At 58.0% G+C, this 22,994-nt stretch carries 17 protein-coding genes; 8 read left to right on the forward strand and 9 right to left on the reverse strand.

What is annotated here, in order from left to right:
• The first annotated feature begins 260 nt into the window (after positions 1-260).
• Positions 261-2,186 (forward strand): DUF945 family protein, encoded by a 1,926-nt coding sequence (locus H0484_RS01405; protein ID WP_226952648.1) that lies wholly within the window; start codon positions 261-263, stop codon positions 2,184-2,186.
• A 6-nt stretch (positions 2,187-2,192) separates the two neighbouring features.
• Here H0484_RS01405 and H0484_RS01410 read toward each other — a convergent pair whose 3' ends face one another.
• On the reverse strand, positions 2,193-3,380 hold the full coding sequence (locus H0484_RS01410) for a pyridoxal phosphate-dependent aminotransferase (RefSeq protein ID WP_226952649.1): 1,188 nt from the start codon (positions 3,378-3,380) through the stop codon (positions 2,193-2,195).
• Positions 3,381-3,544: 164 nt separating this feature from the next.
• Between H0484_RS01410 and H0484_RS01415 the strand changes: the two genes are divergently transcribed.
• The 5 genes from H0484_RS01415 (at position 3,545) to H0484_RS01435 (ending at position 10,083) form a co-directional block, all read left to right on the forward strand.
• A complete protein-coding gene (locus tag H0484_RS01415) occupies positions 3,545-4,417 on the forward strand; it encodes a DMT family transporter (protein WP_315859898.1) in 873 nt (290 codons plus the stop codon).
• Between the two features lie 106 nt (positions 4,418-4,523).
• The gene (locus H0484_RS01420; protein ID WP_226952650.1) at positions 4,524-5,582 is read left to right on the forward strand and encodes an efflux RND transporter periplasmic adaptor subunit; all 1,059 of its coding nucleotides are present in this window, start codon (positions 4,524-4,526) and stop codon (positions 5,580-5,582) included.
• A complete protein-coding gene (locus H0484_RS01425; RefSeq protein ID WP_226952651.1) occupies positions 5,579-8,623 on the forward strand; it encodes an efflux RND transporter permease subunit in 3,045 nt (1,014 codons plus the stop codon). The genes H0484_RS01420 and H0484_RS01425 overlap by 4 nt, the downstream gene beginning before the upstream one ends.
• A 71-nt stretch (positions 8,624-8,694) precedes the next feature.
• Positions 8,695-9,729: a selenide, water dikinase SelD gene (gene selD / locus H0484_RS01430; RefSeq protein ID WP_226952652.1), complete on the forward strand. Its 1,035-nt coding sequence runs from the start codon at positions 8,695-8,697 to the stop codon at positions 9,727-9,729.
• A 135-nt stretch (positions 9,730-9,864) separates the two neighbouring features.
• Complete coding sequence (locus H0484_RS01435) at positions 9,865-10,083, forward strand: hypothetical protein (protein WP_226952653.1); 219 nt, start codon at positions 9,865-9,867, stop codon at positions 10,081-10,083.
• A 21-nt stretch (positions 10,084-10,104) separates the two neighbouring features.
• Here the strand turns inward: H0484_RS01435 and H0484_RS01440 are convergent, their stop codons facing one another.
• From H0484_RS01440 to apcA, 7 genes are all read right to left on the reverse strand, one after another.
• The gene (locus H0484_RS01440) at positions 10,105-11,055 is read right to left on the reverse strand and encodes an AEC family transporter (protein ID WP_226952654.1); all 951 of its coding nucleotides are present in this window, start codon (positions 11,053-11,055) and stop codon (positions 10,105-10,107) included.
• 179 nt (positions 11,056-11,234) lie between these two features.
• The gene (locus tag H0484_RS01445; RefSeq protein WP_226952655.1) at positions 11,235-12,263 is read right to left on the reverse strand and encodes a CobW family GTP-binding protein; all 1,029 of its coding nucleotides are present in this window, start codon (positions 12,261-12,263) and stop codon (positions 11,235-11,237) included.
• Positions 12,264-12,276: 13 nt separating this feature from the next.
• A complete protein-coding gene (locus H0484_RS01450; RefSeq protein ID WP_226952656.1) occupies positions 12,277-13,083 on the reverse strand; it encodes a hypothetical protein in 807 nt (268 codons plus the stop codon).
• Between the two features lie 31 nt (positions 13,084-13,114).
• On the reverse strand, positions 13,115-15,169 hold the full coding sequence (locus H0484_RS01455) for a hydantoinase B/oxoprolinase family protein (protein ID WP_226952657.1): 2,055 nt from the start codon (positions 15,167-15,169) through the stop codon (positions 13,115-13,117).
• A 25-nt stretch (positions 15,170-15,194) separates the two neighbouring features.
• The gene (locus H0484_RS01460; RefSeq protein WP_226952658.1) at positions 15,195-17,387 is read right to left on the reverse strand and encodes a hydantoinase/oxoprolinase family protein; all 2,193 of its coding nucleotides are present in this window, start codon (positions 17,385-17,387) and stop codon (positions 15,195-15,197) included.
• The gene (gene apcB / locus H0484_RS01465; protein WP_226952659.1) at positions 17,384-17,788 is read right to left on the reverse strand and encodes an acetophenone carboxylase subunit beta; all 405 of its coding nucleotides are present in this window, start codon (positions 17,786-17,788) and stop codon (positions 17,384-17,386) included. Before apcB ends, H0484_RS01460 begins: the two co-directional genes overlap by 4 nt.
• A 24-nt stretch (positions 17,789-17,812) precedes the next feature.
• Positions 17,813-19,786 carry an acetophenone carboxylase subunit alpha gene (apcA, locus tag H0484_RS01470; RefSeq protein ID WP_226952660.1) on the reverse strand — a complete coding sequence of 658 codons (1,974 nt, stop codon included), beginning with the start codon at positions 19,784-19,786 and terminating at the stop codon, positions 17,813-17,815.
• Positions 19,787-19,983: 197 nt separating this feature from the next.
• On the opposite strand from apcA, the gene H0484_RS01475 reads away from it, so the two are divergent.
• Complete coding sequence (locus H0484_RS01475) at positions 19,984-21,675, forward strand: PAS domain-containing sensor histidine kinase (protein WP_226952661.1); 1,692 nt, start codon at positions 19,984-19,986, stop codon at positions 21,673-21,675.
• Positions 21,672-22,322, forward strand: a complete 651-nt coding sequence (locus H0484_RS01480; protein ID WP_226952662.1) for a response regulator transcription factor — start codon at positions 21,672-21,674, stop codon at positions 22,320-22,322. The genes H0484_RS01475 and H0484_RS01480 overlap by 4 nt, the downstream gene beginning before the upstream one ends.
• Before the next feature lie 54 nt (positions 22,323-22,376).
• Here the strand turns inward: H0484_RS01480 and H0484_RS01485 are convergent, their stop codons facing one another.
• Positions 22,377-22,994, reverse strand: a complete 618-nt coding sequence (locus H0484_RS01485) for a PIN domain-containing protein (protein WP_226952663.1) — start codon at positions 22,992-22,994, stop codon at positions 22,377-22,379.

Raw genomic sequence — 22,994 nt, forward strand, 5'->3', positions numbered from 1 at the left:
CTCATTTCAGGGTGCTCTCTTCTGAATTTCGGCGACTCTGGTTCGACCAGTCACAACGCAAGTCACAACGAATGCCGCGTCACTCCCAAGCAATGCATGTACAACGGCCCTTACGAGCCCGGTGAAAGGCAATATGCCGAAGAAGAAGCCCGGCGTTTGAACCGTGCATCGCTGGAGAAACTACGCCGTAGCGGAATCAGGTAAAGAAGCAAGGGTTTCTACCTAGTTATACTTCTTGTCCCTCTACGGAATAAAACAGCATGAAAAAAATTTCAGCAATCACCACCGGCGTCATTGTCGTCGGTGCCGCCGGCTGGCTAGGCGCAAGTTGGTACACAGGAAAAACGCTAGAAGCACAGTACCAGCGGTACGTGGTCGACGCCAACCAAGAACTGCAACGCTTATCCCCCCTGTTCAAGCTACGCATAGACCCCGTGAGCTACGACCGGGGCTGGTTCTCTAGCCAGGCGCGCTACAGCCTATCCCTCGAAGAAGACGAACTCGCTTCAGGCGATGCCAAGACCAAGCAGATTAGCTTCGATACCCATATCGAACACGGCCCCTTCCCAAAAAGCGCCTTGGCGCGTGGCATTCTTGTTCCGCGCTTAGCCTTTGCCCACACTCAGTTAGTGCAAACGCCTGAACTCAAGAAGCTGTTTGACGCTTTCAAAGGCGTTACCCCGCTTTCCAGCGAAGACATCATCAGCTACAGCGGCACGGTCTATCACGCCTCGCGTATTGCCCCGCTGCAATTCACGCAAGACGACGTGGCGCTGGATTTCAGCGGCATGACGATGAATGGCACCTTCGATGTACGTAAAAAGGCCTTCACGGGCGCAGCACTGATCGAAAAACTGGCCATGCGCAGCACAGACGACGACGGCATGAATATGCTCTGGTCTGGCATTTCCCTGGATGCCGCTTCCGAGATGGGCAAATTCGGGATGGCCGTGGGCGACACGAGCTTGAAGATGAAACGCCTGGAAATCTTGATGCCCGAAGAGGAAACCAAGCTTTCTATAGATGACTTTTCTTACAAGACAAAAGTCAGCGAAAACACTGACACTTTCTCGATAGTGGCATCGTACGAAACCGGCAACATTCATTACAACGACATCCCGCTAGGCAGCGGGCTTGCCGTGGTGAAGTTTGACCAGTTGGACGGCCTGGCATCCAAACAATTGCTGGAAACCCAGCAGCGGATCATGGGCGACCTTGCCAAAGAGAATGCCGACGACCTTGAGCAATACAAATCTGTAGTGGAAAAAAGCTTGCGCAGCCTGCTGGCTCGCCAGCCGGTTATCAGCCTACAGCCCATCAGTTGGAAAACCGACAAGGGCGAAAGCAGCTTTAACGCCACCGTGCAGTTTCAGATGCCCGAGACCTTTGAAGACATCCCATTACGCGAAGCGTTCATTCAAGCCATCAAACGCATAGACGCAAAGCTAGTGGTTTCCAAGCCTATGGTAGAGGGCATGCTGACTCAGTACGGCATGCTTCACGAGTCGCTACCTGCCGCTGAGGCTGCAGCCGAAGCGCAAGAGCAAGTGCGCGATGCTGCCGGCCTTGCCGAGATGATGAACGTCGGCAAGAACGATGGCGACAATATTGTCTCTACCTTCGTGTTCGCTGATCAGGTTGGAAGCCTGAATGGCACGGAAATGTCTGCTGAAGAACTGCAGGAGTGGCTGGGCATCTTCGAAGATGACGATGACGAACTGGCTTTTGAGGCGGAAGAGGATTACGACGCCGACGAGTACGCAAGCACTGCCGCCCTCGAGTTGTTTACCGGCTTCGACCTAGACAACCTAGTCAATCTTGCTGATGATGAAGGGCAATCCGTCACCATCGACACCGAAGGCGGCGCCCCGGTCTTGCATCTCGACCCAGCACAAGTAGGGGCCGATGCCTTATACATCAATATGATGTGCGCGATGGGCACCGACAATTGTGAAGATCTGGTGTTCGTAGCGGAATACAAAACCGACAGGCCCGTGCCCTTGCGCCAGATCAATAGCTGGAATCAGCGCTATCGGTGGATTCGCGCCTATCTGAACGATGAAGGCGTGAGTGTGCTGGAAATGGACTTGAACGCGGAAGGCGGCATAGGCGCTGAAAACCTGCGCATGCTGTACAACACCTACATGAGCATCGCCAGCGATTTCGGCCAATTCGTAAGGGAGTAAAGCCCCTTAGTCTCTGCTCGTCTGGAGGCCGCCTAACCAGGCTTCCAGACGTTGCAGAGCAAGCTGCAATTGCTGTGCCGACGAGGCATAAGACAAGCGCACATAAGTATCGGCACCTAACGGCCCAAAATCTTTACCCGGTGTAAGCGCCACATGTGCGTTCTCTAGGGCTTGTTCACAAAACTGCCAAGCCCTCATGCCTGTACCACTGACATCAAAATACACATAGAACGCGCCATCAGGCGGCACCGGTACCGGCAAACCTATACGTGCCAAGCCCTTTAACACTAAGTCACGCCGCGCGGCCAACTCGACCCGACGCGCCTCACATACGGCAAGCGACTCCGACGTAAAGCACGCCAGCGCGGCATGTTGCGACAAAGTGGGTGGGCAAATATAGTAGTTCTGTGCCAAGCGCTCTAGCGCCGGCACCATAGCTTCGGGCACCACACACCAGCCCAGCCGCCAGCCTGTCATACCAAAGTACTTGGAAAAACTGTTCACCACGATAGCTTGCGTATCGTAGGCCAACACCGTAGCAGGTGCCCGCCCCTGCTCATCGTGATCCCCCAGGTTCAGATAGATCTCATCGACCAGTCGCCAAGCGTCGTGCGCTTGTGCCCAGGCACAGATCGCTTGCAACTCACTTGCAGGCACCGAAGTGCCGGTGGGGTTGGAAGGGGTGGCAATCATCAAGCCCCGTGTCTTGTCGCTCCAATGCGCCCGAACCGCAGCCGCATCCAGCTGAAAATGCGTGCGCGCATCAGTGGGAATCAGTTTTACATTGGCCCCAAAGCTGCTTAGAAATTGCCTGTTGCAAGGGTAGGAAGGGTCTCCAACCAGTATTTCATCGCCGGGGTCGACCAAGGCGGCAGTAATGAGCAACAACGCAGCCGAAGCACCGGCCGTCACCACGACCCGCGACGAATCAATCGATACGCCGTGAACATCACGATAAAAACCCGCGATGGCTGCACGCAAGGCCGGTAACCCCAAAGCGCCCGTATACGCCAGCGCTTGCGTATCAAGCAACTGATGCGCCGCCTGTATCACCGCAGGTGGCGCACCAAAATCGGGCTCTCCCAGACTCAAGCGGATGACGTCATGACCTTGGGCTTCAAGGGCCGCGGCGCGCTGGCCGAACTCCATGGCATAAAACGTAGAGACGGCCTGGGCACGCTGGGAAAGCTTCATGGGTGTGAACTTAATAGAATCAGTGAATGCGTTTGGGCGCAGCAATATGCACGCCCTAACGCATGGTACTGCAATTCTATTTGCTCACCAGTGCGCCTTGCCCCACGCGCCCGGGAGCCCTTGGCTTATGATGTAGCCCGCATAACCAAGGCTACGGAACACTTATCTTGAAGATAAACCGGCACGAGGTGGCGCTGGTAGGCATCACGATGATCTGGGGGGCAACCTTCCTGATCATACAGTTGGCCATGCAGCACAGCGGCCCGCTATTTTTTGTTGGCTTACGCTTTTTAACAGCAGGCCTGATCAGTGCCGTGCTGTTTCGCCGCGCCCTGGCAGGCATGACCCGGCAAGACTTGCGGGCTGGCCTGTTGATAGGCAGTTTTCTGTTCGCCGGCTACGGCTTACAAACTTATGGCTTGCAAACCATCAGCAGCAGCCAATCTGCCTTTATCACTGCCATGTATGTCCCTGCCGTGCCTTTGCTGCAATGGCTGGTCTGGCGACGCCCGCCAAGCTTCATGAATCTGGTGGGAGTGGCACTGGCTTTCTGCGGCTTGATTCTGCTGGCAGGCCCTACAAGCGCAAGCCTGCATATGAGTTTGGGTGAGTGGGCAACGCTGCTGGGTGCTCTGGCCGTCGCTGCCGAAATCATTCTTATCGGCCACTATGCCGGCAAGGTCAACCTACGCCGCGTCACGACTTTACAGCTGTTGGTAGCCGGCATATTGGCCTGGTTGCTGATGCCGCTGGCCGGAGAAAACATTCCTGCATTTTCTTGGGTGTGGCTATCAGCCGCAGTGGGGCTAGGTGCCGCCAGCTGCCTAATACAACTGACCATGAACTGGGCACAAAAAGACGTTTCGCCCACTCGTGCAACCTTGATATACGCCAGCGAGCCCATATGGGCCGGCATCATAGGCCGCATCGCGGGCGACCGCCTGCCGGGTGTGGCCCTGTTCGGAGGCGCTCTCATCGTACTGGGGGTCATCAGCAGCGAGCTGAAGCTGAGGCGGCGCAAGAAGCCATCGCGCTGAAGGCTTCATTACCGCACCGTTACAATGGCCAGACTTCCTTAACGAAGACTGTGCGCGAATGTCATTCACTTCAATGCTGCGTCTCGCCCCTTTCCTGGTTCTTTTCATGAGCCTGGCCGCTTGTCATCAAGCCGAGCCCAACCCTCCCGCACCGACTCGGGTGCGAGTACAAACGCTAGAAGCCGAATCCTCGCCCTCCGCCAGGCCATCTTTGCCCGGCACTGTTGCGGCACGCGTGGAAAGCACCTTGTCCTTCAGGGTGGGAGGACGCATAGTCAGTCGCCCCGCCGATATCGGCCTAAGACTGGAGCGTGATGGGCTGGTCGCCCAGTTGGATCCAGAGCCCTTCAAGCTGGCTGTTGACGAAGCCACCGCGCAAGTGGCGCAAGCCCGACTGTCACTTGAACGCAGTCGGCGCGATGTCGCCAGGCATCGCGAACTCGTGGACAAAGGCGCCATTGCTCGTGCCGATTTTGATGCCCTGGAAACTGGCCTAGGGAATGCCCAGGCACAGTATGAGGCCGCCAAGAGCCGCCTGGGCCAGGCTCGCAACAATCTGGCTTATGCAGACCTCTCCATACCCACAGACGGTGTGGTAACGCAGGTTCACGCTCAAGTGGGCCAAGTCGTGGCTGCCGGCACCCCCGTCGCCACCATTGCCTACGATGGCGCCCGAGAAATCCAGGCCGATGTCCCCGAGAATCAGATTGCCGGCCTGACGTCCGGCGCCCCCGCTGAGGCCGTGCTCCTAAGCGCTCCCGAATCGCGCTTGCAAGGGCACATCCGAGAGATTTCCCCAGTGGCTGACCCAGCTACCCGCACCTACCGCGTTCGTATCACTTTGCAAGACATGCCTGAAACGGCCAGGCTGGGTATGACGGCTTCCGTGCACCTTGGCCCATCGGGCGCTCTCACTGCTTCTAGCCAGTCTCGTTTTCGGCTGCCTCTTGGCGCACTGACCCAAGAAGGTGGGCAAACCGCAGTTTGGGTGCTGCCCGAAGGAGCCGACACGCTGGAACTCAGGCCCGTCACGGTAGAGCGCATGAGCTCGGACCACATCATTGTCAATCAGGGCCTGCAAGCCGGTGAGCGCGTTGTCACAGCAGGGGTGCACAGGCTGGACGCCGGTATGAAGGTACAAGTTTGGGACGGGCGCTTGCCATGAGGTTCAACCTCTCGGCCTGGGGTCTGCGCCACGCCCAACTGGTGGTGTTCGGGATGATTCTGTCGGTAGTCTTGGGGGTATTGGCCTACTTCGACTTGGGACGTTCGGAAGACCCGGAAATGACCATCATGGTCATGGTGGTAGACGTGGCCTGGCCGGGCGCCACCACCACTGAAATGCAGCAGCAAGTCGTCGAGAAAATCCAGCGCACCTTGCAAGAAGTCCCCTTGTACGACTACACACGCAGCTATGTGCGCCCCGGAAGGGCAACGATGTTCCTGACGCTTAAGGATTGGGCGAAAAAAGATCAAATTCAGGAAAGCTGGTATCAAGCCCGCAAACGCGTCGGTGATATTCGCCACACCCTGCCCGAGGGCGTGATAGGCCCATTCTTCAATGACGACTTCGGCGACACCTTCGGTTCCATCTACGTCTTTCATGCAGACGGTTTCGACCATGCGCAAATGAAGCAGGTACTGCTCTCGGCCCGCGAGCGCTTGCTGCAGGTACCCGATGTTTCTAAAGTGCAGTTGCTGGGGGTACAGGAACAGAAGTTCTACGTGGAGTTCAGCCCAGCGCAATTGGCACAGTTGGGTCTGTCACCCACACAGCTGCTCTCCAGCCTGCAACAGCAGAACATCGTGATGCCCGCCGGCATCATCGAAGGGCCGCGTAGCCGCATCGCCATGCGAGTAGAAGGCGCTGTGAAATCCGTGGAAGATATCGAGCAGATTCCTATTGCCGTTGGTGGGCGCAGCATGCGTCTGGGAGACGTCGCCAGCGTCTCACGAGGCTATGTAGATCCTCCTGAGTCCGCCATGCGCCGAGACGGGCAAGCCGTTACCGCACTGGCGGTCTCCATGACCGAAGGCGGTGACATTCTGGGCCTGGGGCAAAATCTGGATGCTGCCATCGCGCAAGTTCAGGCCGAGCTTCCCGCCGGCATCATCATAGAAAAAATCGTCGATCAGCCCACGCTGGTAGACCATTCCATCAACGAATTTTTGCTGCATTTTCTACTGGCACTGGCCATCGTGCTGGCCGTCAGCCTGATAGCCTTAGGCTGGCGCACCGGCCTGGTGGTGGCACTCTCGGTGCCCCTGGTACTGGGCATCACCTTCTTCATCATGTGGCGCATGGGCATACATCTGCATAGGGTATCGCTGGGCGCTTTGATTATTGCGCTGGGCTTGCTTGTCGATGACGCCATCATCGCGGTCGAGATGATGCAGGTAAAGATGGAGCAAGGCTGGGAACGCGCCAAGGCGGCCTCTTATGCCTGGACGTCCACGGCCTTTCCTATGCTCACCGGCACCTTGATCACCGCAGCGGGCTTTGTCCCAGTGGGTTTTGCTCGCTCTTCTACCAGCGAGTTCACCCAGTCTATTTTTTGGGTAGTCACTCTGGCCTTGCTGGTTTCGTGGCTGGTCGCGGTCTTGTTCACACCTTATTTGGGTACCTTGCTGCTGCCCGACATGGCCAAACATCACGAACGCGACACCCGCTGGACTCGCTTCAAACAAAGGCTTATGAATTGGCTGACGCATCGCATCGCCTGGAGCGTCAGCCATCGCAAAACCGTGCTGGTGGCAGCCTTGCTTGCCTTCGTGGCCGCTTTGGGTGCTTTCCGGCTGGTGCCCCTGCAGTTCTTTCCGGACTCCCCCCGTGAAGAAGTTCTGGTCGACCTGCAACTTGAAGAAGGGGCCAGTTATGCCGCCACGCTGGCCGAAACCAAGAAGTTAGAGCAATGGCTTGCAGATGACCCGCGCGTGCGCGCCGTCACCGCCTACGTGGGCAGCGGCTCTCCGCGCTTTTACCTGGCCTTGGAACCCGAGCTGCCCAAGCCCAATTACGCGCAACTCATCATCTATCCCCACGATCTTGAACAGGGCAACGCCCTGGCTGCCAGCTTGCAAGAACACGTCGCTGCCGAGTTTTCCCATCTGCGATCACGCGTATACCGGCTGGAACTGGGCCCTCCGGTAGGCTACCCGGTACAGTTCCGTGTTAAAGGTGCAGACCCAGACACCGTGCGCGACATCGCCGGCCAAGTCCGCGATATCGTGCGCAACCACCCCAACACGCGTGACGTTAATCTTCAATGGAGCGAACGCAGTAAAGCCTTGCGTTTTCGCATAGACCAAGATCGTGCCCGCGCCTTAGGCGTCAACAGCCAAGACGTCGCCATGACGCTTCAAGCCATGCTAAGCGGCCAAACCGTCACGCAGGTACGCGACGGCAACGAGTTGATAGATGTGGTGGCGCGCGCTCGCGCCGACGAACGCCTGGACGCCGAGCAATTGGGGAGCTTGGCCGTGCATACAGCCACGGGCCGTAGCGTGCCCCTCAGCCAAGTCGCCGATATCGAGCCCGTGCTGGAAGAAGGCGGCTTGTGGATGCGTGATCGCTTACCGAGCTTGGGCGTGCGCGCCGATGTCAGCGGTGCCCAGGCACCGGATGTCTCTGCCGAGATACGCTTGGCGCTACGCGAGCTGGAAGCCAACTTGCCTGTGGGCTATGAAATTCAAGAAGGCGGGGTCGCCGAAGAAAGCGCCAAGGCCAATGCCGCCATCGGCCTGGTAGTGCCGGTCATGCTGCTGCTCTGGGCCATTTTCTTGATGCTGCAGTTACAGAGCTTCAGCCGCATGTTCATGGTACTGCTGACGGCTCCGTTAGGTATGGTGGGTGTTACCTTGGCCCTGCTGGTCACGCAAATGCCTTTCGGTTTCGTGGCCACCTTAGGGGTCATCGCTCTGGCAGGCATGGTCATGCGCAACGCAGTCATCTTGGTAGAACAGATAGATCGCGACATTGCTGAAGGCGAATCGCCTCGCGACGCCATTATTCACGCTACGGTGCGCCGCACCCGTCCCGTCGTGTTAACGGCCCTGGCCGCCATACTGGCAATGATTCCGCTCACCATTTCAGCCTTATGGGGCCCCATGGCCGTTTCCATCATGGGCGGTTTGGCTGTGGGCACGGTACTGACACTGATCTTTGTACCCGCCCTGTATGCGGCCTGGTTTCGTGTAGAGGCCTAGGTTTCAAGCGGGCTGCGTCCACCGGTGCTGGTTTAGAATGGGCTCTGTTCGAATCACTCAATGGAGCGATCATGAGCAGTGCCATACGCCTGACACAATACAGCCACGGCGCCGGTTGCGGTTGCAAGATTTCCCCTAAGGTACTGGAAACCATTCTGGCCGGCAGCGGCGCACAGAATCTTGACCCCAACTTGTGGGTGGGCAATGCTTCACGTGATGACGCAGCCGTCTACGCCATAGACGAAGACCGCGGTGTGGTCTCAACGACCGACTTTTTCATGCCCATAGTCGACGACCCCTTCGATTTTGGCCGCATCGCCGCCACCAATGCCATCAGCGATATCTACGCTATGGGCGGCTCGCCCCTTATGGCCATCGCCATACTGGGTTGGCCTATTAATGTCTTGCCGCCCGAAGTCGCACGCGATGTCATACGCGGCGGGCGTGCCGCCTGTGATGAAGCCGGTATCCCTTTAGCTGGGGGGCATTCTATAGACGCCCCCGAACCTATCTTCGGCCTGGCTGTTACCGGCATGGTGCAAAAAGCCCATATGAAGCGCAACGACACCGCCACAGCAGGCTGCAAGCTGTACCTGACAAAACCGCTGGGCATAGGCGTGCTAACCACCGCTGAAAAACAATCCAAACTACGCGATGAAGACGTGGGTTCCGCACGAGACTGGATGTGCAAGTTGAATACGGCAGGCAGCGCATTTGGCAAGCTGGCCGGCGTCACAGCCATGACGGACGTCACCGGTTTTGGCCTGTTAGGCCATTTGGTAGAAATGGCCGACGGCAGCGGCGTCAGTGCCCGTATCCGCTTCGACCAAGTACCACGGCTGCCTGGCGTCGACTATTACTTGGCGCAAGGCTGCGTGCCAGGCGGTACCGGGCGCAATTTCGATAGCTACGGCCAACGCATTGCGCCCTTGCCTGATGCGCAGCGCGACCTCTTGTGCGACCCGCAAACCAGTGGGGGCCTGCTGGTGGCCGTGACTCCCGAAGGTGAACGCGAATTCCTGCAAATGGCGACCGGTTTGGGCCTGAACCTGCAAGCCATAGGCGAGCTGACGACTAAGCAGACACATGCCGTCGTGGTGGAGTGATTCCCTCGGGGATAACTGCTAGAATCAAGCCGCCCAGGGCGCGAGAGCGGCCCTGAAAGCCAACATGACAAAAAGACGCGGATTCCATCTGTCGGATACGCCGCTTTGCAAAAGCATAAGCATCAAGGGGAACACATGTACTACGTCATTCTTACGCTTGCAGCCATCCTTATCGGCCTTTCCATCGGTGCCCTCGCCAGCCGCCATAGCAAAGCCTTGATGATCGGCTCTTTGGTAGCGATAGCCTTGGGCATCGCCACGCTGCTTACCGGTTCGTGGCACCTGGTGGCTATCGGCGCCGCCATCTATTTGCTCACGCAACTGGCGCCGCGCGATAGCCGCGCCCGCGCCTAATAAGCCCGCAGCCACCGCCGGCTACTGGCCGGCGGCAGGCAATAAAGGCGCCACCACCATCAACAAGACATTGATGGTGATAAAAGAGCTCAGCGTAGCCACCAGCAAAGTCGCCGCAGAAAACTCCTCTTGCTCGTACTGTTGGGCCAAGACCGTCACGACGACAGCCATAGGCATAGCCGCGTTAACCACGGCAGCAATGCCCAGCCTTGGGTCTATGGCGGGCAGCGCCAGCACCAGCAGCCCTACCAGCAAGGGGTGCAGCAGCAGTTTCGCGCCGACCACCGTTATCACATCGCGTATGTGATGCCCCAGCCTTAATCCCACCAAGCTGCCGCCCACCACAAACAGGGCCAAGGGACTGGCCACCATAGACACCATCTGTACGGCCTTGTCGGGTACGGCTGGTAAATGCCAGCCCAAAGCGCGGAACACCAAGCCAAGGCCCAAACCCCACAGCAAAGGATTGCGCACCAAGGACCTGGCAGAACGCATCAGGGCCGCTTTCAGTTTGCCGCTGCCCCCTGCGCTATCGGCATAAGCCAAGCCCAGCGGCATGACGAACAGGTTTTCAATAATGAAGCACATGGCTAAGGCCATCCCGGCAGACGGCCCCAGCAGCTCGTACAGAATGGGAAAACCTATAAAAGCGGTGTTGGACGCCGCTGAAGACATGCCTTGAACCGCCGCCAGCGGCACGCTAGCGCCCCGCACCTTGCGGGCATACAGAATGGTACCCAACATGGCCAGGCCGCTACCTACACCGTAGGCCGCCATATACCCCCATTCGATGTGGGCCTCGGCATGGCGCTGCGTAAGAGCGCTGAACAGCAAGGCGGGCAAGCCGAACATGAAAACGAAACGGCCCAAGGCCCGGGTATCGGATTTTTGCAGCAAGCCGCCACGCACGGCAAAGTAGCCCACGACAATCAGCAAATAAATAGGGGCGGTAATGGTTAAAACATGCAGCATCAAGACTTCCAATCGCCCGCGCACAGCTTAGGCACTATGCCTTGCCTTGACCCCGACCTGATGGTCGGACAGGAGCCTTGCGCGTGTAAGCCGCTTATTCTAGCCAATCGAAGCTGCTGCTGCCGTGACGCGATGCCACCCCAGCCTTTTACCCAGCGTTTTCATAACAACCTGTAGGCTTAAGCAGGCTGTACCGCCACGCACTGCAGCAAAGCCTCTTGAATAAGTTCTGGTTCCAGGTTTTGCCCTATGAAAACCAAGACGGTGCGGCGCGGCTCGTAGGGGCGCCACATCATGCCTGAGCCGATTTGGATCAGGCCTTGCACACCCTGCAGAATCAAACGTGCACGATGCCCTTCGGCATGCAGAATACCTTTGCAACGCCATAAGCGGCTGCCATAGCGCGCTATCAATTTATCCAAGGCCTCGTTCAGACAATCCAGTTGCAAAGCCTCTTGCGATGTGAAAACACAACTGTTGACCTCTTCGGTGTGATGAGCACCCACTTTGCGCCATCGGCCATCCAGTGCGCCCCAGACTTGGCCCTGCAAGGCCCGCCCTATTTCTTCGGGCGGCACATAGTCTGCCGCGAACCCCCTTACTTGAAAAAGATGGTCGCACAGCGTGCTCATTTGAGCTTCGTGCAAATTGCATGCCTGTATGGGCGCCCTAGGATTCCATCGCGCCAAGCCATCTGCTATTGCCGCCGCGTCTTGCGCTTGTGGCAAATCAAGCTTACTGACCACGATGCGGTCGGCATAAGCAACCTGCGCACGAAACTCCAGGCGATCTGCCTGGCTTTGGGCATGTACGGCGTCGACCACTGTGACTATGCCATCCAGGTGAAACATGGATTCAATGGCGGTTTCCGCCAGGAAGGTTTGGATGATGGGCCCTGGGTCGGCCAAACCTGTCGTTTCTATCAGCACCCGATCAAATTCAATGCGTTGATCCCGCGCCTGCGTGGCTAACTCGTGCAAGGCACGCGCCAGATCGCCCCTTACCGTGCAGCATAAACAGCCGTTTTCCAGCTGAATAATGGTTTCTTCGCCGCTGCGGGCAAGAAACTCGGCATCCACCCCCACTTCGCCGTACTCGTTTTCGATAACCGCGACGCGTTCCCCCATGGGTTCGCGCAAGATGCGATTCACCAAGGTGGTCTTACCGCTTCCAAGAAAGCCGGTCAGGATGGTGACCGGAATCGTCATTCTTACCGCCATTTTAGGTCTCCCGAATGCGCTGTACGCTGGCCATCAGGCTCGCCACCTCGGTTTCGGCCGGCACTTCTGTCGCTGTGGCAATCAGGCGCTCGGCGGCATCATCGCCGGGCAAACGAGACCAAAGCTGCGGATCGGCAGGCCAAGCTCGACCATGTGGGCGAGGCATGGCTCCTGGATGCTGCTCTTGAGTGGGGCAGGCTATCGCCTGAGCCGGCCATATCGGCTGGCCGTCAGCCTCTTGTAGCAACACCGAAGCCACACGATGAAAACGCGCCACATTACCCGCCGTTCCCAAGGCCCCCTTCCAGGCGTCCATCAAGGCAGTGTCTTGAGGGGGCGTGTCGTACCACTGCACCATGTGAATCCCTGCCTCTGCGAAGCTACGGACCCAAGACGCCAGCAAGTCGCCGATTTGCTCGAACCTGAGCGCCGCATCTCCGGAGGCGCCATTCTGCTGCTGCCAATGAAAAACGCGACCGGGGCCGTGAAACGCCGCCACAATTACCGGCTCGCTGGTATCCGCTTGCCATTGGCGCACGGCTTCCAGGGCTGCGGCCACCGTGGGGACGCTTTCAAGGTCTGCCCCTGCTTGCGCGGCTCCTGCCAACATGGCTTCGTCCGGCGCGCTGCAAAACACGGTTTCCATGCCTAGCGCACGCCGCAGCTCACCCACGTTCTTACGGATACGGGTGCCGTCTTGCCGCATCTGTTCGACAGAAATGGCTTCTATCTGCGCGGCAACGCCAAACAGCAACGGAGCAAACAAGGGGGCATGAGGCTTGCCCATACCTCGGGATAGATCTTGCATACGTTTACGCCACATATTGCCCCCTTTGATGTCAGGCCCGCAGCAGCGGTGTCACTTCACGTGCGTCAGGCCAGCTACCGTAGTAGCTCAGAATTTCGTCTCGCGGCTTTTGTTGCGACCACTCTTGAACGAACTCGTCATACGGTCGCCCCCGCGCTCTGCGCGCTGCCAGCTCGCGATCCCGCAGCACCTCGGTACCTTGGGTGTCCACGGTTTGCGTGGTTTCGTCCCATACGACTTTATAAACATGCATAGCCGCTTGCGCCGACAAGACATCTTTCACGATATCCCGTCCCACTGCGTCAGCATCCCGGTCTAAGGGGTCTCCATAGCCTGTGCCGCCACAACTGAAGGCAAAGGTAACGACGTCGCCATCCTGGTAAGGGCGTACCGACCGCCCTTGAAACTCGATCTCGTAGTCACCGCCTATGGGGCGCTCGGTCAACAAAGACTGCACATCCATATCCAGGGCTTCCTTGCCGTCCGTCATCATCTGCTTGACGTTGGCATTGCGTATGCCTATGCCCGGCACCGTGCAAGGCGCGTATCCCCCAAACAGCGGCTGCGGCGTCTGCAGCTTGGTGTTGTCGGCAATAGCCATCATGTAAACCGCAGGCACATGGTGGGCCACCCACATCTGAGCCGTGCCTACGCCGCCACGATACTTACCATGCCCGCAGGAGTCCTTCCAGTGGTTGGAAAGAGGTACCAATAAAGGAAATTCGTTCTCTACCTGCTCGGTGTTGGGCGCTCTTCCGAACACGCACCAGGGGAAACCGAAGGCATCCATACCGTCTTCGGTGGGTCGTGCTCCCTGCCCTTCGGTATTGATGGAATAAGCCAACATGTCGGCAAAGGGCGCCCCCCACTGGTTCAAACCGGCCAATACCAGCGCGTTGCCACCGTTGCCCATGGAAGCGCCGCTTTGCTTCCACAGCGAAGTGGAATACATGGCTTTGGCGCAGGCGTTGTGAACCGCGCTCATCACCCCGGTAGAAATCATCACCGAGCACGAGGTGGCTGCCCGAGGATCGGGAGACAGGCAGGTGCGCACGCCAAACTTGAAATCTATGCTGGCGAAAGTGCCGTTGGAGATAGGCAACGAGTGAAACAGATACTCGTAAATGTAGTTGGAAAAGTGTGCAATGGCAGCCTGTGGATGCGCGTTGTAGGGTGAAGGCGTTTCGGGCCCGGTTTCAGACAGGTCGACCAACATGCGGTCACCTTGCTTTTCTATGGTCATGAAGCAACTGCGTACCAAACCCTGCTTAAGGCCCACGGCATCGCTGAAGGTTACGCAGCGATACTTGCCGTCCGGCCACTGGTCGATCAGATCGCGTGCGCCAGCCTCGGCCACTTGCAGCATCTTGCGGAACAGACCAGTCAGGTAATCAGGGCCTTCGCGTTCACATAATTCCAGCAAACGCGTACGCACCCGATCGGCTGTGGTGCACCGCGCCTTAAGGTCTACGGCGATCATGGAAGGCGCACGCAGACCAAAAGCCGTAAACATGGAAACGACATCTTCGTCCAGTTCAAAGTTTCGGCCTATGCGCATGGGAGGCACGTTCATGCCCTCTTCGAAGCGAGAGGTCGCCGACACCGGCATGCCGCCTGGTTCGATGGCGCCGGTTTCTGTCGTGTGCACAAGTGCCGCCGTCCAGGCCACCAGTGTGCCTTCGTAGAAAACCGGCATGCACACCATTTGATCAGGGTTGTGTACACCCCCATACACCGCATCGTTGGCAAACCAGAGATCACCGTCCCGAATCTGGTCGCCATAGGTGTTCTGGATGTATTTGATGATCAGCGGAGGAATCACGGCATGCAAATAGGTGCCGCAAGAACCATTCACCAAGTCGCCCGCTGCCGTCATGATGGCGACCAGCGAGTCCCCCGCCACGCCCATGGCGCAGCGGCATGAGCGGACGAACACATCCATGCCTTCATCCAAAATATCGTTGGTGCGCTGAAAGCCAATTTCGAAGGTGGCCGCGTCTATCTGTTCCGCCAATTCCAGCTCCCGCTGCGAAGCAGGTACCGGCTTAAGCCATTCCAGCTTTTGCTCTAAGGTAGGGATGCCCATGACTCGTTTCTCCTTGAAGGAATAGTTAGACTGCCACCGCGACGCTGGCGGATACGCGCTTGCGCGGCTTGGGTGGCGTCACCGCTTCGAGTACGCCTAGCCCGTGCTCTTCTATGTAAAACTTTTGGCCGGGCGGCACAGTAATGGTGGTCAGCTCGGCCTCTATGACGGCTGGCCCCAGCACCAGGTTGCCGGGCATGAGCTGCTCCCATTGATACACCGGTGTCTGCACCCACGCCTTGGTCTCAGGCCAATAGGCATCCCGAGTCCCCAGTTGCGCTGCCGAGGGGTCTTCGGCCTGCATAGGTTGCACTGCCAATTCAGGCTTCCAGGTGGGCACCGTGACTTTCAGCACAAAGTTATCCAGGTAGACGCCGCCGGGCTTATTCACGACCAGAGGCGAAAAGGCTTGTGAGAACTCGGCCTCGAAGGCGTCGTAGACGGCCTGCGCATCTTCATCGGAACGTATGGCCAGCACAGGGGAAGCGGCCCGCTTCAGATTGACCTGACCGCCATATAGCATGTCCAGCTCCAGTGAGAACACCGCGTCATCGGCATCCAGCCCCTCGCTGGCCAATTCTTGCCTGGCCTTTTCCATCATGGTTTCTACCGTGGCATTGAAGAGCTCGCGGTCTACGACCAGCTCTTCGGTCATAGCCTGCATAAACACCATGCGCCGCGATTGCTCATACATGTGCATGACGTCCATGATGGATGCGCCCATGGCACAAAACACCGGTGCAGCCGGGAACACCACAGCCTTGGGAACATCGCCGCGGAACCCCGCCATGTGGGTGGGCCCCGCCCCGCCAAAGGCAAACAGCACGAAGTCTTCGGGGTGATAACCGCGCATATGCACTTCGCGCTTGATGGCGCCCGCCATGTTCTCGTCCATCACCCGCTTGATCAAAGCCGCGGCCTCTATGGTTTCCACGCCCAGAGGCTCGGCAATTTTCTCGCGTATGGCCTTCTCGGCCTTGGCTTTATTCAGGGGCATACGCCCGCCGTAATAGGTGTCGGGATTGATATAACCCAGCACGACGTCGGCGTCGGTTACGGTAGGTTCGGTTCCCCCCAGGTCGTAGCACACCGGCCCTGGCATTGAACCTGCGCTACGCGGGCCAACCATGAGCCGACCTTGATCCAGGCTGGCAATAGAACCGCCCCCTGCCCCAATGGACAAGGTTTGCATCATGGTGACGTTAACCATCCATTTATCTATGACGGGGCGGAAGGTGTAGTTGCGCACATTGCTCTCTACCACCAAAGCCACGTCGAAACTGGTTCCCCCTACGTCGCCCGCAATCACATTCTTGAAACCCAGTTGCTCGGCAAAATAGGCCGAGCCCATCAGGCCGGCCACGGGGCCGCCGTTGAAGGTGCGGCTAGCGGGTGTTTTAAAGATGTCCGCCGAACCGCCTGAGTTGTGGATCATGAGGAAGGCGCCACGGTATCCTCTGTCGCGCAGCTTGTCCCAGGTGGCGCCGATGTCATTTTGCATGGAGCGCTGCAAGTAGGCGTCTAGCACCGCCGTCATGGTGCGCTCGTACTCACCTATCTTGCTGACCACACTGGAGGACAGCACCACAGGCACAAAGCCGATGTGATATTCCTTGTATTCCTCGCGGATGATTTCTCGCACGCGACGCTCGTGCACCGGGTTCATGAAACTCCACAACAACGACACCACGATGGCTCTAGCCCCCCTATCCATCAGCATGCGCAACTTGCGCCTGACGTCTTCTTCATCCAGGGGCCTGACCACCGCGCCGGCCGAGTCCACTCGTTCACGCACGCCAAAGATCATCTGACGATCGATAAGGGGAAGGGGTTTATTCTGCACCGCGATATTGCGTCGCTCTGAGACGCGTTGACCGTCAGTCCATTGGGCGCCCCGGCCTATCAGAATGGCGTCTTCGTGGCCTTCAGTGGTAAGCAGGCCGATTCGGGGACCTTGTCGTTGAAGCAATCGATTCAGCGCCACAGTGGTGCTGTAGCGAATGATGTCTATCTTGGGTAACAGCTCCTCGACGGACAATCCCACCTTGTCTGCGCCGGCTTCGATGGCATCAAGAAACCCTATGGATAAGTCGTGCGGCGTCGTGGGACATTTGGCGATGATGCGTTCGCCGTTCAGCGTCAGCACCAGATCGGTAAAGGTGCCGCCCACGTCTATGTCTATGGAATGGATAGCCTCTTGGGCATTCGCGTTTTTCATGCCTGCGCTCCTTGGGTGGGTTCGGCCCGCTTGACGCGCACCAACTTACCGTCTTGGATAATGAAATCCCCCTTGGCCAGACGCGCTTTAAGGCTGTCCAGATCCAGTTCGATATCGTGCGTGATGGGGTGGCCGGGCGGCAGGTATTCGGTTTCTATCTGACGCGCGCAATTGGGGCAATAGAATTCCAGTATGCGCACCCAGTCTTTGTCTGGCGCGAAGGTGTAATCGCCCTCTATCACCGGATTGTGTATTTCTTCAGGCATGCGCTCGGCTACCAGGCAACCGCGCTTGTAGTTTTCGCGGGCGCTGATCAAAGGCGAAGAGCAGTCGTGGCAATGCCATTGCTCGGAGTCCAGATCGAGATCCAGATACTCGGTAAAACGGATTCTTTGCGACATATTGTTGTCTCCCAGGAATGAGGCTCAGCTACGCGTCAGGCTGGCGTTACCGTATTCGTCGACGCTCAGTTGCCACGCTGCCGGCACCGGGCACGTCATGGTGGCACCGTTGATGACTGCCGGCCCTTGAACACGGTCCCCGACATTCATGCTTTCCCAACGATGGACCGCCACGTCCTCCCTCTTGCCCGATACGAACTGTGCTTCGCGCTGCTCGGGTTTCGGTGCGGCTGCTTGGGCTTGACGCGCTTGTGCTCCGTGCGCACCCACTACGTAACGCGTAGACAATCGCAACCCCAATGCCTGGCGCCCCTCATGACCTTGAGCCTTTACCGCTTCGTCCAGCTTTGCAAATATCGCAGCCGCCTCGGTAGCTTGCGTGTCTATGCGCACGGTTGCGACTTCTTCGGGGCTCAGCTGCAGATCAAGCTCCCACACCTGATTGGCTTTGGCGGGGTCGAACCCCTCGCCCTTCAAGTCCCGCTCTGCCTGCCGCTGCATTTGCTCTATAACAGGTGTCAGCAATGTTTCGGCCTGAGCTCCCCACTCGCATGCGACGCCCTGCTCGTAGCAATGCACGACATCGGAGATCGCGGAGCCGAAAGTGCTGAACACTGGGCCAAGATCGAAAATGTAAGCCGACGGCATACCCAAACGCTGCGCGACAAAGGCCGCGAACATGGGGCCATTGCCGCCAAAAGCAAACAAGGGAGTGTCTTTGGCTGCCAACCCCGCCTCTGCCAAAATGCCCTCTATGAGTTCGCCCATCATGGCGACGGCCTCATCCCTGATCGCCAAAGCGGCTTGTTCGACAGAGACGCCCAGGGGCTGGGCTATTTGTTTTTCTATGGCTAGGCGGGCGCGCTCTAGCTGCAAACGCCGCCGCCCGCCCAGAAAGTTGTCGCCATCCAGATAGCCCAGCACGTGCAAAGCATCGGTAAGAGTAGGTTGCGTTCCCCCCAAGCCATAGCACGCAGGCCCGGGCGCGGCGCCCATACTGTCCGGCCCCAAAGAAACGGCATCGTTTTTGACTCTGGCCACGGATCCGCCGCCTACGACAGCAGAACGCAACATGGCAAATGAGGTCAGTACGGGAACCTCCATGAGCTCTCCACCGCGCTGGAAGACGGGCTCGCCGCTACGCACGATAGAGGCTTTGGTAGTGGTACCCCCCACATCGAAACACACCACGTTTTCGAAACCGTACAAGCCTGCCATATAGGCACCACCGAAGGTGCCGAACACCGGCCCGGACTCTATGGTGTCAACCGCCTTGGTTTTACCGATGCGCGCCACGCCCCCGCTGGTATGGCCGATCAGCAAAGGGCCGTTCCAGCCGTAGTCGTCCCGCAGCAGATCTTCGGCCTTGAAAAGCGAATTGGCCAACTGGGTATGGGTATAGGCGTTCATGACCGAGTAATGCGCCCGAGTCTGGTCATGGCGCAAGGGGGCCATCTCGCTGCCTAGCAGTACCGGCACCGAGCCTATGATGTGGTCGGGATATTGCTCTTCTATGATTTGCTTGATGTCACGCTCGGCCGTATTGTCTGGAAAGGTGTCTGCCAGACATACGCAAATACGGCGTACGCCGTTCTCAAGCAACTGCTTGACCCCCGCCAGAACATCGGCTGCCGTAGGCTCTTGAGGCAAGCCTATAACGGCGCCATCGGCTACCAGTTCCCCGATGATGGGAGAACGCCCTTCGCCATAAAGTGCGGCCTCTTGCCCCTTGGACACCAGCAAACCAACCTTGGAGCCGCGACGCTCGCCCAATACGTTGGTGGTAATGGTAGACGACCAACGGATAAGATCGACGCGGCGCAAGAACTCGGCCACGCTGTCATACGACATTGCTTTGGCCGCCTCTTGCAGGCAGGCAAGAAAAGACACGGTGTAATCATGTGGCGTGGTGTCCACCTTGAAGGCCAGGCGCACAGCGCCATCCGATACCAACGCATCGGTCATGGTGCCGCCTGTATCAATATCGACAGTGAGCATGCTGTCTCCTTGTGTGGTGATGGTGAGATGCGCTGTTCGCCTCATCTGTGTACACATGGTAGAAAGCTCGCCGCGTCTTCACTATTGGGAACGTTTCCCTAGGGCCTAAAGCAAGCCCGTAGTGCAGTGCAACGCAGGGAAATCACTGATTCCCAGGACTCGTGTAATGGAATTCGCATGCCTACAATCAAGGGGATATGGCTTACCCTACCCAGTCTCCTCCTGCACTGCCGACGCTGCAGCGCCTCTTGTCAGGCATCCCCGAGGTGCCCGGAGACGCGTTGCCCTGGCTGGTGCTGGAAAACACCGTGGTGGGCATCAGCTATATGCGAGAGCGGCGCTTTCTTTGGGCCAACACACGCATGGCCGAAATTTTCGGCTATCGCCCCGGCGAGCTCGAAGGGCAACCGGTTCGCCAGCTTTATGTCAATCAGCGCGCCTACGACGACGTGGGCCTGTTCATGAGCGAGTTTTCCCCAGACGGCTTTTATACCCACGAGCGGCCAATGGCGCGCAAAGACGGTTCGCTGATCTGGTGCCTGATCTCCGGGCGGCTGCTTTCTCCCGGCAACTCCGACTCCCCTTCTATCTGGGTCGTTCAAGACCTCAATGACAAACGGCAGATAGAGGACAGGCTGCGGCGCCTGAATCAAAGGCTGGAGCATACGGTCGAACGCCGCACCCTCAATTTGCGTCGCACCAATGAAGCTCTGCGCTCTGAAATCGAGCAGCGCCGCGAACTTCAGGCCCTGGCAGTCGACAGCCGAGAAAAGTACCGCGCCCTTTTCCGCCACCTTCCGCTGGGCGTGCTGGTGACTGACAGCACGGGTAGCGTAGCCGAGGTAAATCCCACTTTACAGGCGTTGTTGGGCGCCCCTACCCGGCGCCAGCTAGACGCTCTGCTAACAGACGGCCAACGCGTCATTCTGCCTAACGACCAGACATGCTCTTTGGAAACCCTGGTGCAATCCTATGGTCAGGCAGGCGGCCAACAGGTCAATCGCTTCGAGTTCGGCTGGCTGAGATCCAGCGGCAGCCTGCGACAGATCACCGTGATTGCGGCCCCCCTGGCTAGCGACAAGCGAGGCATGGTGTTCACTTTCTCCGACGTCACCGATCAACGTCAGCAGCAGCAGCGTAAGCACGAACAGCAAGCGGCACTATCCCATGCCTCGCGCTTATCGCTAATGGGACAAATGACGTCGGCGCTGGCCCACGAGCTAGGCCAGCCCCTGAATGCCTGCCAAAGCTATCTCAGCGGTATTCGCCATCGGCTCGAAGAAGCGCTCGAGCATCAGCCCGAAGTACGCCAGGCTTTGGATAAAGCGATGCTGCACCTAGAGCAAGCCGGGCAAATCATACGTAACGTCCGCGGGTTCATGTCACGCCAAGCAACAGATTTCGAGCCCACACATCTCGAAAAGCTTATCCAACAAACCTTGGCGTTGATGGAGTTCCCTTTGCGCGATGGCCGTACACAGGTACAGCTGCAGCTGCCCGAAGACGGCATTGCCTTACCGCCGGCTCACTGCCGATCCGTCGAAATTCAGCAGGTACTGGTCAATTTGCTGATCAACGCCATAGATGCCATGGCAGAGTCTCCAGTACCCGACCGTCTCATCCAACTCCACCTCTGCAGCAACGAAGCGTCCATGCTTCAGATAGACGTTTGTGATTCGGGACCGGGCATACATGCAAACATCGCCAATCGGCTATTCGAGCCGTACTTTACAACCAAGGCCTCGGGCCTGGGCATGGGCCTGATGATTAGCCGCACCATCATCGAATGGCATGGCGGCGTGTTAACCCACATTCCTGCTCAACGCGGCGCCCAATTCCGTTTCACGATACCTGTCTGGCATGCCCCACCAGAAGGAAACCCAACATGAACACGGTTCAGGTTTACTTGGTCGATGATGAAGCCGATGTCACCGACGCGTTGGTATGGCTATTAGAGTCAGTTAGCATACGCTCGCGTGCTTTTACCTCAGCCCAAGCCTTCCTGGCAGAAGTCCGCCGTGCTCAAGGCCCAGCCTGCGCCGTACTCGACCTGCGTATGCCCGAGATGTCTGGTCTGGAACTACAACGACAACTGATAGCGCACGGCCATGACGACATCCCTTTGGTATTTTTGACCGCTCACGGCGACGTACCCGCCGCTGTCAATGCCATGCAAGCCGGTGCAATAGATTTCGTCCAAAAGCCGTTCAATCCAGATAGCTTTCTGGAAAGCATACGTCGCGCCATGCGATTGGCGCTACAACGACATACGCAACGCAGCAGCGAAGTTCACATGCGTCGCCTACTGGCACACCTTTCTTCAAGAGAAATCGAAGTGCTGCGTGGCTTGCTAGACGGCCTGACAAGCAAAGAACTAGGCAAGGTGCTGGGCATCAGCCCCAAAACGGTAGATGTGCACCGCGCCAATGTTGTGCGCAAAATGCAAGTCGGTTCTACCACCGAACTGGTACGCATGCTCGGCAGAGACCTCCCGCTGCCGCCCTCGGGCGCCCCCGTGTGGCAGCAAGAGCGCTAAAGCCAAACGCACCATGTTGATGCGCTTTTTCCCTAAGCGCCATGCAAATTAAGCTTACGCCATGGCTGCACGGGTCTGGGCGTCGCTTTGAGTTATCTGTATGCCGGTATTTCTGAAGGCGGCGTACCGAAACAGGCGTTCACGTTTAAGCATCTGCTCGACCGTCAACGCTTGACCCTCACGCGAGGCATCCTCCGCGAGGCAATCCAGGGCCCAAGCAGGTAACGACCACCCTGCATGGGCATACCGCCACAGGCATTGGTCGGGATCCCACAGCTGCAAGCCTAAGCGGCGCAGCTCAGAACGACTGAAGTCTTTCACGTTGCGTGTCAGCACGGCAACCGTCTCGTTCGGCCACCTTAGCTGCGCGCAACGCGCGGCGGCAATAACATGCCAATCTTTGGGGTCACTATAACGCAAACCTTGTTTGCCGGCCGAGACGTCTCCCATATCGGCCTGGGGAAAGGCCAGCTGCATGGCCTGCCAATGGGCCTGTAATAACTGGGGTTCAGTGCGCCACAAACGATGCGCATTACGCTGCCACTCGTCGCCTATGATGGGGCTCCAGGCTAACTGAAAAGCCCCACGCGCGGCCAACTGAAAAAACATGCGGCGCAATACATTAGAGAGCAGCACGCAGGTGTCCAGCACCAGTACGCTTGGCAGCTGCAT

The sequence above is a fragment of the Mesopusillimonas faecipullorum genome, from assembly GCF_020539505.1.
GTDB classification, from domain to species: Bacteria; Pseudomonadota; Gammaproteobacteria; order Burkholderiales; family Burkholderiaceae_B; genus Mesopusillimonas; species Mesopusillimonas faecipullorum.